Annotated in this window: 10 protein-coding genes; 8 read left to right on the top strand and 2 right to left on the bottom strand. The window is 70.9% G+C overall.

All coding sequences use genetic code 11. From position 1 onward, the window contains the following. Positions 1-112 precede the first annotated feature (112 nt). Positions 113-919, top strand: a complete 807-nt coding sequence (locus tag ACYUED_RS23155; RefSeq protein WP_491284577.1) for an AfsR/SARP family transcriptional regulator — start codon at positions 113-115, stop codon at positions 917-919. A 557-nt stretch (positions 920-1476) separates the two neighbouring features. On the opposite strand, the gene ACYUED_RS23150 is transcribed toward ACYUED_RS23155, so the two are convergent. After that, positions 1477-2421, bottom strand: coding sequence for a LysR family transcriptional regulator (locus tag ACYUED_RS23150; RefSeq protein WP_491284575.1), 945 nt, complete (start codon positions 2419-2421; stop codon positions 1477-1479). Positions 2422-2562: 141 nt separating this feature from the next. On the opposite strand from ACYUED_RS23150, the gene ACYUED_RS23145 reads away from it, so the two are divergent. The 6 genes from ACYUED_RS23145 to ACYUED_RS23120 all read left to right on the top strand — a co-directional run bounded on the left by ACYUED_RS23145 (position 2563) and on the right by ACYUED_RS23120 (position 10043). Next, positions 2563-4035: an MFS transporter gene (locus tag ACYUED_RS23145; protein ID WP_491284573.1), complete on the top strand. Its 1473-nt coding sequence runs from the start codon at positions 2563-2565 to the stop codon at positions 4033-4035. Positions 4036-4181: 146 nt separating this feature from the next. Further along, the gene (locus tag ACYUED_RS23140; protein WP_491284571.1) at positions 4182-5009 is read left to right on the top strand and encodes an MBL fold metallo-hydrolase; all 828 of its coding nucleotides are present in this window, start codon (positions 4182-4184) and stop codon (positions 5007-5009) included. Between the two features lie 306 nt (positions 5010-5315). Then, complete coding sequence (locus tag ACYUED_RS23135) at positions 5316-7091, top strand: LPXTG cell wall anchor domain-containing protein (RefSeq protein WP_491284569.1); 1776 nt, start codon at positions 5316-5318, stop codon at positions 7089-7091. 435 nt (positions 7092-7526) lie between these two features. After that, positions 7527-8465 (top strand): LysR family transcriptional regulator, encoded by a 939-nt coding sequence (locus ACYUED_RS23130; protein ID WP_491284567.1) that lies wholly within the window; start codon positions 7527-7529, stop codon positions 8463-8465. A gap of 232 nt (positions 8466-8697) precedes the next feature. After that, complete coding sequence (locus ACYUED_RS23125; protein ID WP_491284565.1) at positions 8698-9135, top strand: hypothetical protein; 438 nt, start codon at positions 8698-8700, stop codon at positions 9133-9135. Positions 9136-9179: 44 nt separating this feature from the next. Beyond that, positions 9180-10043 (top strand): SGNH/GDSL hydrolase family protein, encoded by an 864-nt coding sequence (locus ACYUED_RS23120; protein WP_491284563.1) that lies wholly within the window; start codon positions 9180-9182, stop codon positions 10041-10043. Between the two features lie 407 nt (positions 10044-10450). Here the strand turns inward: ACYUED_RS23120 and ACYUED_RS23115 are convergent, their stop codons facing one another. Beyond that, on the bottom strand, positions 10451-11533 hold the full coding sequence (locus ACYUED_RS23115) for an SGNH/GDSL hydrolase family protein (protein ID WP_491284561.1): 1083 nt from the start codon (positions 11531-11533) through the stop codon (positions 10451-10453). A 751-nt stretch (positions 11534-12284) separates the two neighbouring features. On the opposite strand from ACYUED_RS23115, the gene ACYUED_RS23110 reads away from it, so the two are divergent. After that, entirely contained in the window at positions 12285-12434 is a 150-nt protein-coding gene (locus ACYUED_RS23110; protein ID WP_491284559.1) for a hypothetical protein, read from the top strand. Positions 12435-12592 lie beyond the last annotated feature (158 nt).

Here is a 12592-nt window from a genome sequence, read left to right as displayed (position 1 = left end):
CCCCCGCACACAGCACCACGGGAATCCCGCAGCGACGCGGGGTACCGCCGATCCGTTCGCCCGTACACCGCGCGCCACGCCGGGCGGTGACACCCAACCTCGAGGAGGGGCTGTGGAATTCCGTGTCCTCGGACCGATCGACATCCGCGAGCAGGGGCGTGACGTCACCCCCAGCGCTCCCAAGCAGCGGCAGGTGCTCGCCCTGCTCATGGCGAAGGCCAACCACCGGGTGCCCGTGCCGGCACTGCTGAGCGAGGTGTGGGACGGCGAGCCGCCCCGCACCGCCACCACCGCCCTGCAGACGTACATCGGGGCGATACGCAAGGCACTGGCTGCCGGCACCGGTACCAGTGCCCGCGACATCGCCGAGCACCGGCTGGTCACCGACGGCAACGGCTACGTGCTGCGCCTGCGGCCCGACGAATGGGACCGACCCCGCTTCGAACAGCTGGTCCTCCAGGCCCGCGGGCTACTGGAGAAGCACGAGGCGCACACCGCCACCGAGGTGCTCGGCGAGGCGCTGGCCCTGTGGCGCGGCGCGCCCTTCGGCAACGTCCGGCACGGCTGCCGGCTCACCGTGCAGGCCCGGGTGCTGAACGAGGCGCACCTCGCGGCCTGCGAGGTACGGATCGACGCGCTGCTGCTGTGCCGGCGCTTCCAGGAGGCGGTCGGGGAGGCCGTCGCCCTGGTCGACGAGCACCCGTACCACGAGAACCTGCACACCCAGCTGATGCGGGCGCTGTACGCCTCGGGCCGCCGTGCGACGGCCCTGGAGGTCTACCAGTCGCTGCACCGCCGTATGACCGACGACCTGGGCATCCCCCCGTCACCGTCGACCACGACGCTGCACCATGTGATGCTCCAGGACCACCCCGACCAGCGGTACCTCGCCGCCGCGGGCGCCGGCGCCCTGCAGTGACGCCAGGCCTCGGTCCCACAGACCCGCAGACCCGCAGACCCGCACCAGCGGTGTCACCGGGCCCTGGGCCTCCGGCGGATCGACCCGGCGTCGCAGGTCGGGCCCCCACCGCTCCGCGTCGACTCCCGCCCGGCAGCTGCGCCCTCCCCTTCGCCCCCGCTCGGCTCGGCCAAGACGCGCCGTTCTCTGCAGGCCGCCTGATCCGCCGGACAGGCCCCAGGGGCGCCGCGGGCCGCACGTCATGGTGGATCGGCCCGCCTCTTCGGCGCGCTCCCGCCGCCCGTCGGCCGCGACGCCGTGTGCGAGGCCGCCTTTTCGCCGGGCCTGTCCCCAGCCCCCTGCCTGGCCGCCCGGCTTCGCGGCCGCGGCGCCGGTCCCCGTCGGCGACGCCACCGACTTCCCCGCCGCCGGCGCCGGGCCCGGCCACGACGTCAGGCGTGGTTACGGCGACTTCTTCGGCCCCACCGAGGCGACTTGGGTTCCACAGGTCGTTGCCATACCTGCCCTGAGGGATGTGGCAGCGACCCGTAGAACCCAAGGGCGCCACCGCGGCCACCTCAGGCGCCTGGGCCCTCGTCCGCCCACAGGCTCTCCACGGCCCGCGCCGGGCCGCCCACCCCGCGGACCTGATCCATGGCCACCCGGACGAAAGCCCGTAGCCGGGCCGTCTCGTGGCCGGTGGGCCAGACGAAGGCGTAGTCGATGGCCGGGGCGTCCGTGAACGGCTTGAAGACCAGGCCGGGACGGCTGTAGTAGTGCGCGCCGGCGGCCGCCACCGGTGTCACGCCCTTGCTCGCGAGAACCAGGGAGAGCGCGTCCTCCCAGTGCGTCATGGCCTGCCCGTGCGGGATGGGCCTCCCCGACGGCGTCTGCCGCGGGAAGTGGTGGTCCAGCCAGTGCGTCGGCACGTTCCCGGCGACCGTCAGCAGCGTCGCCTCCGCCAGGTCCTCCACGCTCACCGCGTCGCGCCGCGCGAACGGGTGCGCGGACGACATCAGCAGCACCCTCGACTGCGACACCAGCACCGGACCCAGCGTCAGATCCGGCTCGGCCACCGGAGGTTCGGTGACCTGGAGCTCGATGTCGCCCGCGCGCAGCGGACCGTAGGGGTCCGAGATCTGCACCTGCCGGATCTGCACGTCCACGCCCGGGTACCGGCGTCCGAACACCTCAGCGATGCTGTGCAGCAGATGGCCCGTGAACGCGCCGGAGAAACCGATCCGCAGCGAGCCGGTGATCCCCCGCCCGGCCGCCATGGCCCTGGCGACAGCCTCCTCGACCCCCCGCCACGCGGGCGCGAGATCGTCCCTGAGCTGTTCCCCGATGGGCGTGAGGGTGACCTGGCGGCTGGTGCGGTCGAACAACTTGGCACCGACACGGCGCTCCAGCCGGGCGATGGTCTGGCTGACCCGGCTCTGTGAGACGCCCACGCGCTCGGCGGTCCGCCCGAAGTGCAGTTCTTCCGCGAGGGTCAGGAAAATCTCGATCTCCTGGCGTTCCATCACCGAATCTCCCGCGCCCCTCATTTCCGCGACCTCGAACGATGAGCCCAGCGAATCGATCGTTGCACAGATCGTCCTTGTTGCGCAGGTCCCCGGATTCGAAGCTGATCAGGTCAGCTGGAACGCCAGGAAGGACCGCTCATGGCCGTCACCGAATCCTCACCCCCCACCCACCCCACGCACGACGTCGCCGCACCACCGGGGCCCGTCGCCGACAGCGCCACCTTCGGGGCGCGAGAGTGGCTGGTGCTGATCACCCTGTGCTGCGCCACCTTCATGTGCGGCCTGGACTTCTCCATCGTCACCGTCGCCCTGCCCGACATCGGCACCGCCCTCGGCTTCTCCTCGGCCGGCACCCTGCAGTGGGTGGCCACCGCCAGCCTCCTGCCGTCGGCGAGCCTGCTGCCCCTGTTCGCCCGGGTCGCCGACCTGATCGGCCGCAAGCGGCTGTTCACCCTCGGCGTCGCCGTGTTCACCCTGTTCTCGCTCGGCGCCGCCCTCGCGAACAGCCCCGGCGTGCTGATCGCCACCCGCATCGGCCAGGGCACCGCCGCCGCGATGATCGCCCCGTCCGCCATCGCCCTGATGACCGGCTACTTCCGGGAAGGCCCCAAGCGCGCCCGCGCCCTGGGCCTCAATGGCGCCGTCATGTCGCTGGGCTTCGTGCTCGGCGCGCTCGGCGGCGGTGTCATCACCAACGGCTTCAGCTGGCGCTGGACCATGGTCGCGCTGTGCGTGATGGGCGCGCTGGCGCTGGCCGGCGCGCTGGCCCTGCCGTCGATCCACGAGTCCGGTGCAGCCCGGCGGATGGACATCCCGGGCGCGATCCTGGCCACGCTCGGCCTGTTCGGCCTGGTCTACGGCATCTCCACCGGCGGTGACGAGGGCTGGACCCAGCCCGCGGCGCTCGGCCCGATCGTCGGCGGCCTGCTGCTGCTGGTCGCGTTCCTGCTGGTCGAGCGGCGCCACCCGGAGCCGCTGGTGCCGCTGTCCGTGCTGAACCGGCCGTCCGTGAAGTGGTCGGGGCTGTTCGGTGTCATCACCTTCGGCATGTGCGCCGGCACGACCGTGCTGCTGAGCCTGTACATGCAGGACGTGCTGGGCTTCACCGCCCTCCAGGCCGGTCTGAGCTACCTCGGCGAGGGCGCCGCCGCCACTCTCGGCGGCATGTACGTCGCCCGCCTGCTCGGCCGGTTCGGCGGGGTGAAGGTGCTGGCCGCGGGCCTGCTCATCCAGGGCGTCGGCACGGTGGCCATGTTCGCCCTGCCCCAGGACGTGAACCTGGCCGCCCTGCTCGTCACCTCCTCCGTCATGGGCCTCGGCCACGTCTTCAGCGTCGTCTCCTTCATCACCGTGATGACCACCGGCGTCACCGAGGAGGACCAGGGCGTCGTCGGCGGGCTGTCGCAGCTGCCGCAGTACGTGGCCGCGATCGGCGTCTCCGGGCTCAGCGCGATCGCCGCCGCCCGCACGAGCGCCCTCGCCTCGGGTGCCACCCCGTCCCGCGCCGACATCCTGGGCGGACTGCACGCGGGCATGGTCACGGCCGGCGTCGTCGCCCTCGCCGGTGCCCTGCTCGTCGGCGCCGTACTGCGCAAGCGGACCACGGCGTAGGCCGTCCCGTGTCCGGCACACGGCACCGCCCGCCGGCACCGTCCGCGCACCTGGCGCGGCCGTCCGCCTCCACTCGGCGGACGGCCGCGCCGCCCCCGTCGTCCGAGCCGCGCCGCGCGCCTTCGCCGACTGCGAGGAAACCGTCCATGAACGACAGCCGACTGCGCAGGCCCTCCGCCGTGCGCACCCTGCGCGTGGGTGAACTGAAGGTCAGCTATGTGCCCGACGGGGCGATGCTGCTGAAGCCGACCGGCAGTCTGCCCGCGGCCGTCGATCACCACTGGAGCAGATACGGCGCCTACCTCAACGACACCCGCAGGCTGGTCGCCAACACCGGCGGCCTGCTCGTCGAGCTCGGCACGCGGGCCCTGCTGATCGATACCGGGTTCGGCCCGCACGCAGTGCCGGAGGACCCCGCCCACCCCTACCGGGGCGCCGTGCACGGCGGTTCGCTGCCCGGCAATCTGGCCCTGCTCGGGCGGTCGCCGGAGGACATCGAGACGGTGGCCTTCACCCACCTCCACTCCGACCACATCGGCTGGGCCTGCGCCGAGCCGCCCCTGTTCACCCGGGCCACCTTCATGATCCCCAAGGCCGAGTGGGACCACCGCGACCCCGCGGTGGCGGCCCTCGAACCCCGGACACAGCTGGTGCTCGCCGACGACGAGATCTTCCCCGGTGTCCACGCGCTGGCCCTGCCCGGCCACACCGCGGGCCACACCGGCTTCGTCATCGCCTCCCACGGCACGCGCCTGCTCGCCTTCGGTGACGCCCTGCTCTCCTCCCTCCAGATACGGCACCCCGAGTGGTCCGCGATCTCCGACGCCGACCCCGCCCAGTCCGAGCGCCACCGCCGCCGCCTGATCACCGAACTCCTGCGCCCGGACACCCTCGGCTTCGGCATCCACTTCGCGGACGTGGTCTTCGGCCGGGTACGACCGCACGGGAAGGGGGCGGCCTGGCATCCGCTGTGACGCGAGGCACGCGACTCCCCGGTACCCGCACCCTGGGCGGCCCGCACCGCCTGCGCGGGCACGAGAACACGAGCACCGCCTCGCGTGCCCGCGCAGCCGAGCGGGACTGCCCGGCCGATCCGGTTCCGCGCGCCGCGGGCGGCCATCGCCCTGCTCGGCATCAGGGCACGGCGAGATCTGAAAAAGGATCGATGGATGCGGCAACCTTTCCGCTCCGCCCGGCCACCTAGGGGTGCACCGACCACGGCGAACGCAGTCAGCTGCGCTACGCCCCCGTATTCACGCACTCCGACCGGGAGCCACGACGTGTCACCTGACGACCCGACAACCACCGAGCAGCCGACGCCTCGGGACCGTACGCACCGCCGTAGCCGAACGCGCCGCCGCATCGTGGCGGGGGCGGTGGCGGCCCTGGTGGCCGGGGCCGGCGCGGGCGCCCTGGCGCTCAGCGCGGACGCCTCGCCGGCCGTCGCCGTCACCGTCGACGCAGGAACCTCGCTGGGCACGGTGCCCAGCACCGGGGTCGGCCTCAACACCGCGGTCTACGACACCTACATGAACGATCCCTCGGCGGCGTCGCTGATGAAGGCGGCCGGGGTCCGGCAGTTGCGCTTCCCCGGCGGCTCGGTCGCGGACGCCTACCACTGGAAGACCCACACCGTCACCGGCGGCAGCTGGGCCGCGCCGGGCACCGACTTCGACCACTTCATGGCCACCGCGAGGAAGGTCGGCGCCCAGCCGATCATCACCGCCAACTACGGTTCCGGCACGGCCCAGGAGGCCGCCGACTGGGTCAAGTACGCCAACGTCGACAAGGGCTACGGCGTGAAGTACTGGGAGATCGGCAACGAGGTCTCCGGCAACGGGTACTACGGCGCCAAATGGGAGATCGACAACCACGCCGACAGGGGCCCGAGGGAGTACGCGAAGAACGTCCTCGCCTACGCGAAGGCGATGAAGGCCGTGGACCCGAAGGTGAAGATCGGGGCGGTGCTCAACACTCCGGGCTCCTGGCCGGACGGGGTGAAGACCTCCGGCGACGACGCCGACTGGAACAACACGGTGCTGTCCATCGCCGGCAAGTCGATCGACTTCGCGATCATCCACTGGTACCCGGGCGGTTCCAGCACGGCGGACCTGCTGAACTCCCCCGCCAAGATCGCCGGCACCACCTCCGCGGTGCGCTCGCTGATCAACAAATACGCCGGCTCGCACGCCGCCTCGGTGAAGATCGCGGTCACCGAGACCTCCACTGCCACCTCGGTGGCGCAGACCAGCCAGGCCGCGGCGCTGTTCGCGCCGGACACGTACATGAACTGGCTCGAGCAGGGGGCCGTCGGCGTCGACTGGTGGGACCTGCACAACGGCATAGGCAAGCCCACCACGGTCAACGGCGAGACCGATTACCAGGACGGCGGCCTGCTCTCCGTCGGAGGCTGCTCCGGCGGGACCTGCGAGCCGGCCCGCGAAACGCCCTTCTCCACCTACTGGGGCATCCGCTCGCTGACCGCACTCGCGCGGCCCGGCGACACCATGGTCAAGGCGTCCTCGGCCAACCGGTCGGTCGCCGTGCACGCGGTGCGCGCCGCCAACGGCGGTCTGAACGTCATGCTGATCAACAAGAACCCGCAGAACGCGGCACAGGTGTCGCTCTCCTACAGGGGATACACCCCGGCCCAGGGAACCGTCAGGACCGTTTCGTACACCAAGGGCGGAAAGGCCCTGGCCACGGCGGCGCGGGGAACGGCGGCCGCACAGACGCTGCCCCCGTACTCGATCACGACGCTCCAGCTGAAGCCCGCGTCGGCGGCCTCCCGCGCCGACGCCCCGTCTCCCGCTCCCACTCCGGCCGCCGCTGCGCCGGTAGCCGCCGCCTCAGGCATGATCGGCACCCGAGCGCAGGCGTCGGCAGCGGGCGTACCCGTCGGGCGGCCGGCCCAGAGCGACACGGCCGGCGACCTGGCTTCCACCGGGATGGGCAACGCCGTCACCTACAGCGCCCTCGGTGGCCTGCTGGCCCTCGCCGCCGGCTCCGTGCTGGTGCTCCGCATGCGCCGAAGCAGGGGTTCGCACGCCAGGTGAACCCCTGCCGCGTCCGGCGTCCGACGGCCCGGCAGCATCCCCGCCCACCCGCGGCGTGGGACCCGGGCCGTCGGCCTCCGCGCCGGTGCCGACGGCACAGGAACCCGTGCGCGGCAAGTGCGCACGTCCCGCTCGACGAGTTCGAAGAGCTCTACGCCCTCTGCCGCGACCCGGCCGAGCGCGACCGGTTCATCGACCGTCTGCTGTCCGCCACCAGGGTTCCGGCGTCTCATGTGGGACGAAGGTCCGGGGATGCCGGTGATGACGTGCCGGGCGGATCTGCTCACGCCGTACCGACGGGACGTCGACCGAGGACAGGGCCGGGCCGGGGAAAGGCATACGCCCACAGAGAGACCCCGTTCGGCTGACTTTCGGAAACATGGGATCATTTATGCTGACCCGGACAACGACGATGTCGTCGCGGAGGCTGGCGCCATGGGTGTGGATCTGAACCTGCTGGTGCCCTTGGGCGCCCTGCTGCAGGAGCGCAGTGTGACGCGTGCCGCCCAGCGGCTCGGTCTGAGCCAGCCCACCGTCAGTGCCGCACTGGCCCGGCTGCGCCGCCACTTCGGCGACGAGCTGCTCACCAGGGTGGGCAACCAGTACGAACTCACCGCGCTGGCCGAGCGCCTGGCCCCGCACGCCAAACGGACCCTCGACTCGGCCAACCGGGTCTTCGGCACCCGCCCCGACTTCGACCCCGCCATCGCCGAGCGCGAGTTCACCCTGATCGTGACCGACGTCCAGCTCGCCACCTTCGGGCGCGTCCTGACCTCCCTGGTGCACGAGGCGGCGCCGGGGGTGATGTTGCGGTTCCAGCACAACAGCCCGCACCTCGTGCGCGGCGCCCAGGAGCATCTGCGCCTCGTCGACGGCATGGTGCTGCCGCAGGGCCTGCTGGCGAACGTCCCCGGCATCGATCTGTACGAGGACCGCTGGGTGTGCGTCCTGGCGGAAGGCACCGTCGCCTCCGCGCCGCCGACTCCGGAGGAACTCGCCACCCGCCCCTGGATACTGCCCTACTACCTCCCGTCGTGCGGCTTCTCGCCCCTGCACGGGCTGCACGCCCACGGCATCGAACCGCGGGTCGAGATCGCCATCGAGAACTTCCTCACCATGCCGTACCTGATCGCGGGAACCGACCGGGTCGGCGTGGTCCCCGAAAGCGCCACCCGCCTGTTTCCCCCCGACAGCGGCACGGTCGTGGTCGAACTGCCCTTCGGCGGAGGGCGGTTGGTGTATTCCCTGTGGTGGCATCCCCTGCACGAAGACGACCCCGCACACGTCTGGTTGCGCAGGACCGCGGCCGAGGCCGGTCGAATCCTCGCCGCGAGCACGGCGCCGACCGTACCCACCGGCACACCGCACAACTGATCACACCCTCGGAAACCGACCTCCGCGGCGGTATCGATCCCATCTATGCCCGTCATCGGCGATTTCGCGTTCCCAAAGCACACAGCGGCGGCCAGAGTTGATCTCGCCCAGAAACGACTGAGCTTGTCACCCCCACCTTTCGGTTTCTCGGAGTTCGACAGTGATACCCAGCGCGTTGCATGCGCTATGGGCAGGACATGGTTCACCCCCGAAGGCACCGGCCTGCGCCAGGATGCCGGACGAGGCCGTGCGGCGAGGCACGTTCGCCGGTCGCACGGTGGGCACGGTGCGCGGCACCGGGCCCGGCACCATGTCGGCTCTTCCGGTCGTCGTCGCGCGTAGGGCGGCCATGGCGGACGCCATCGCCGAGATCGTCGTCCCGGGCGCCCGGGTCGTTCCCGGAACCAACGCCGGCATCGGCTCCGAGAAACCTCACGGTGGCCACCCCCACACCCCGAACCCCTTGGCCGAGTTGGGCGTGTCGAACCGTGACGTACTGCGGTCCGCGCCCAGCCAGGCAGCCGATGTGGTCGGCCGGGCCGGACACCAGGGCGTCCTGCGCCCCGGCTCCGACGCCGACCTCCTCGTGCTCGGCAGCTCCCCGATCGACGCCGCGTCCGCCGTCACCGACACCCGTGCGGTGTACCGGGCAGGCCACCGGGCCCGCTGAGCCAACCCCCCTCCACAGAACCGAAGAGAGAGCACACGCAACTGATGCGTACGCACAAGGCACCCCAACTCGTCGCCGCCGCAATGGCGGTCGTGCTGAGCGCGCCCGGCATGGCCGCCGCCTGCCCGTGGAACGGCGGCGACGACACCACGTACTACATCTCGATCGGCGACTCGATAGCCGCCGGCTACCAGCCGGACGTGAACCACGACACGGACGCCGCCTACTCCGACCAGCTCTACGCCCAGCTCAAGCAGTACCAGCCGGGACTGAAGCACATCCGCCTCGGCTGCGACGGCGAGACCTCCGCATCGCTGATCAAGGGCGGCACCTGCTCCTACCCGAACGCCCAGTCCCAGCTGGACGCCGCGGTCAAGGCCCTCGCCGAGCACGGCGGCCACGTCAGCTACGTCACCGTCGACATCGGCGCCAACGACATCCTGGAGTGCGTCAGCAAGACCACCGGCGCGTTCGACCAGGCCTGCGTCAACCGCGCCACCCAGGCCATCCCCCAGAACCTCGCCCAGATCACCCAGGCACTGCGCGCGGCGGGTGCCCAGAACACCAAGTTCGCGGGCATGACGTACTACAACCCGTTCCTGGCGCAGTGGCTGCGCGGCGAGGCTGGGCAGGAGACCGCCAAGGGATCGGTGTCCCTGACCAATGCCGAGAACGCGGCCCTGTCGCAGGTGTACGCCGCCGCCGGCTTCAAGGTCGCCGACGTGGCCGGAGCCTTCGGCTCGAACGACTTCACCCCCGTCGATGTGCCCGGTTACGGCGAGGTTCCCGCGAACGTGGCCAAGATCTGCCAGCTGACCTGGGCCTGCACCAAGCAGGACCCCCACCCGAACGCCCCCGGCCACTCGGTGATCGCCGGCGCCTTCGCGGCGGTCCTGCGGCAGGGTTAGGCGTCCCGGCTGTGACGACCGGGAGGCAGGTGCCCACGCGAGGGTGGGCACCTGCCTCCCCCGGCCGCGAAACTCTGTGCGAAGCCAGTGTCCCGAGCACTGAAACGGGACTGAAACGGCCGGCCTCGGCGACCCTGCCGGGCACTGAGGCATAGAGGCCCGAAGGAACACGACCAGAGGCCCGTGCACACGGAGGCCTCCCCCGCCCCGGTGACCGCCCATCCGTTCAGGACGGCCCCACCTGGGCGGACCGCTTTCGTCAGCGGCTGACGCTCCACGTCGGTGAGCTTGCGGGGCACGGTCCCCGGGGTGGCTGGAGTGCACCCGGCCGCCCGTAGCCGAGCCGAGCAGGCCGCCCGCGACATCGCGAGCGGCCTGCTGCTTGGGTTCGACCTACTGACTGTCCGTCAGTTCTCCTGGCCCGTACGGCGCCTGCGCGCGAAGTAGACCGCGGCCGTGCCGACCGCCGCGACCGCGAGACCGGCACCCGCGAGGACGGGAGTGCTGCTCGACGCACCGGTCTCGGCGAGATCTCCGTTCGCGGTCGGGCTGTTCGCCCCCGTGCCGGAACCGGGCGTGGCGGAATTGCTGGGGGTCGGGGACTCTCCCGCACCGGGCGTGGCCGGCGCGCCGGGGGTCGGGGACGCACCCCCACCGGGCGCGTCGCTCGCGGCGAGCACCGCCGCGAAGGCGCCCGCGATCACCTTGTGGCCGTCGGCGTTGGGGTGCGGGTCCTTCTTCGTGCACGCCCAGGTCAGCTGGCAGATCTTGGCCACGTTCGCCGGCACCTCGCCCGCGCCGGGCACGTTCACCTGGGTGGTGAAGTCGTCCGAGGAGAAGGCCCCGGCCACGTCCGCCACCTTGAAGCCGGTGGACTTGTACACCTGGGTGATCCCCGTGTTCGCGGCCGCGACGAGGGGTGCCGACTCCTTGGCGGCCTGCTGCCCCTGGGCGCCCAGCATCCAGGCCCCCAGGAACGGGTTGTGGTAAGTCGAGCCCACGAACTGGGTGTTGTTCGTGCCCGCCTTGCTGAGCGCGCCCGCGATCTGGGCGAGGTTCTTCGCCATGGTCTGGCTACGGCTGTTCAGGCACGCCCCGTCGAGGGCGCCGGCCGGGCTGACGCAGTTGAGGAGGATGTCGTTCGCGCCCACGCTGAGGGTCACGTAGGCGACCTTGCCGTGGTGCTGGGCCATGGCCTGCAGGGCGGCGTCCAGTTGGGACTTGGCGTGCGGGTAGTCGCACTTCCCGCCCTTGATCAGCGACTCGGTGGTCTCAGCGGTGCAGCCGAGGCGTATGTGCTTCAGTCCGGGGGTGCGCTGCTTGAGCTGCGTGTAGAGCTGGTCGGTGTAGGCGACGTCGGTGTCCTTGTCGACGTCCGGCTGGTAGCCGGAGGCCAGGGAGTCACCGAGCGAGATGTAGTACGTGGTGTCCTTGGAGTTGGTCGCCTCGTCGGCGGCGGCCAGTCCGGGCGTGCTCAGCACAATCGCCATGGCAGAGATGGCCAGGGGGGGACCGAAACGCTGAAGGGATCTCATCACTTACGTGCACTTTCCAGTTGTCGGGGGGGGGGTTGGATGCCGGAAGGCATGGCGTGAGACGTGGGGGAAGCAGCGAACTCAGCCCGAGCGGTTGCCGGGCATCCAATAAAGCCTTGGTCAAGGCATGGGGGAATTCATCCTCCGTCGCGGCGGGATCTGCCCGACTTCGTCTCGGAGGATAGGGCGTCAATCTAGCAAGAATGACGCGGACTTGGATGCGGGAGCCGATTAAGTTACGGCCACAACGACGCGTGCAACCCTCAGAAAGCCTCGACCGGCCGGGAATTGCTCACCGGACTCACTGGTAGCCTTTCATTGAGTGATCAACTGGACGGTGCTTCACCTCGTGGGCAGGCCAGCCGCCTGCACGAGCTGAACCGCTCCGGGGACACCGGAGGCCCTACGGGTTAAGCCAGACTGCCGGTTGGGGCTGGTGTTGAACGTAGTAGTACGCCTCTTGTGCGACGGGTCGAATGGCGCCGATTGCAGAATCGCAGGCGCTGGAGGTTAATCCGGTCCATCAATTCTGCGGAGATGGACAGCGCACGGCCAGATCGGCTCGACCTCCGAATACCTTCGTGAACTCCCGATGAACTTTACGAGGCGTCTTGGTGGCCGGTCGAGCTCGGCCGCGAAGAATGCCGACGCCGCCCTTCAAAGTCGGACAGGCGCCGTCCGACCGGGCGCGGGTCATGCTGGATTGGTGCGGCATGTCATCGATCCGACGTCCGCCGGACGGATCGACCTGTCGCCCTCCATCACCGCACACGTCCCGCCGGCGGAGGCGGCCGACCCTGTCTCGCGGCTCGAGAAGAAGATCGGCGACCCCATCCGGTTCGTGCTCACGCCCTGAGTTCGCAAGGCGCCGGAGTCCGGTGACGGACGTGGACAAGGCGGCCGTGGCCATCGACCGGGCGCGCGCGAAAGCAGAGTGATCGGGAACCAGGAGAAGTCCCCACAAGAGGGAGGACCCCAGCCGATGTGCGGCTGGGGTCCTCGATGCGGTGAGTA

The sequence above is a fragment of the Streptomyces sp. DF42 genome, assembly GCF_058267695.1.
The sequence above is the reverse complement of the archived record's forward strand: the minus strand, read 5'-3'. Positions and strand labels throughout refer to the sequence as shown.

Excerpts from the sequence above, each read along its gene's own strand:
- ACYUED_RS23150 (WP_491284575.1), bottom strand. The coding sequence starts at position 2,421 with ATGGAACGCCAGGAGATCGAGATTTTCCTGACCCTCGCGGAAGAACTG.
- ACYUED_RS23145 (WP_491284573.1), top strand. The coding sequence starts at position 2,563 with ATGGCCGTCACCGAATCCTCACCCCCCACCCACCCCACGCACGACGTC.
- ACYUED_RS23140 (WP_491284571.1), top strand. The coding sequence starts at position 4,182 with ATGAACGACAGCCGACTGCGCAGGCCCTCCGCCGTGCGCACCCTGCGC.
- ACYUED_RS23130 (WP_491284567.1), top strand. The coding sequence starts at position 7,527 with ATGGGTGTGGATCTGAACCTGCTGGTGCCCTTGGGCGCCCTGCTGCAG.
- ACYUED_RS23125 (WP_491284565.1), top strand. The coding sequence starts at position 8,698 with ATGCCGGACGAGGCCGTGCGGCGAGGCACGTTCGCCGGTCGCACGGTG.
- ACYUED_RS23120 (WP_491284563.1), top strand. The coding sequence starts at position 9,180 with ATGCGTACGCACAAGGCACCCCAACTCGTCGCCGCCGCAATGGCGGTC.
- ACYUED_RS23115 (WP_491284561.1), bottom strand. The coding sequence starts at position 11,533 with ATGGCGATTGTGCTGAGCACGCCCGGACTGGCCGCCGCCGACGAGGCG.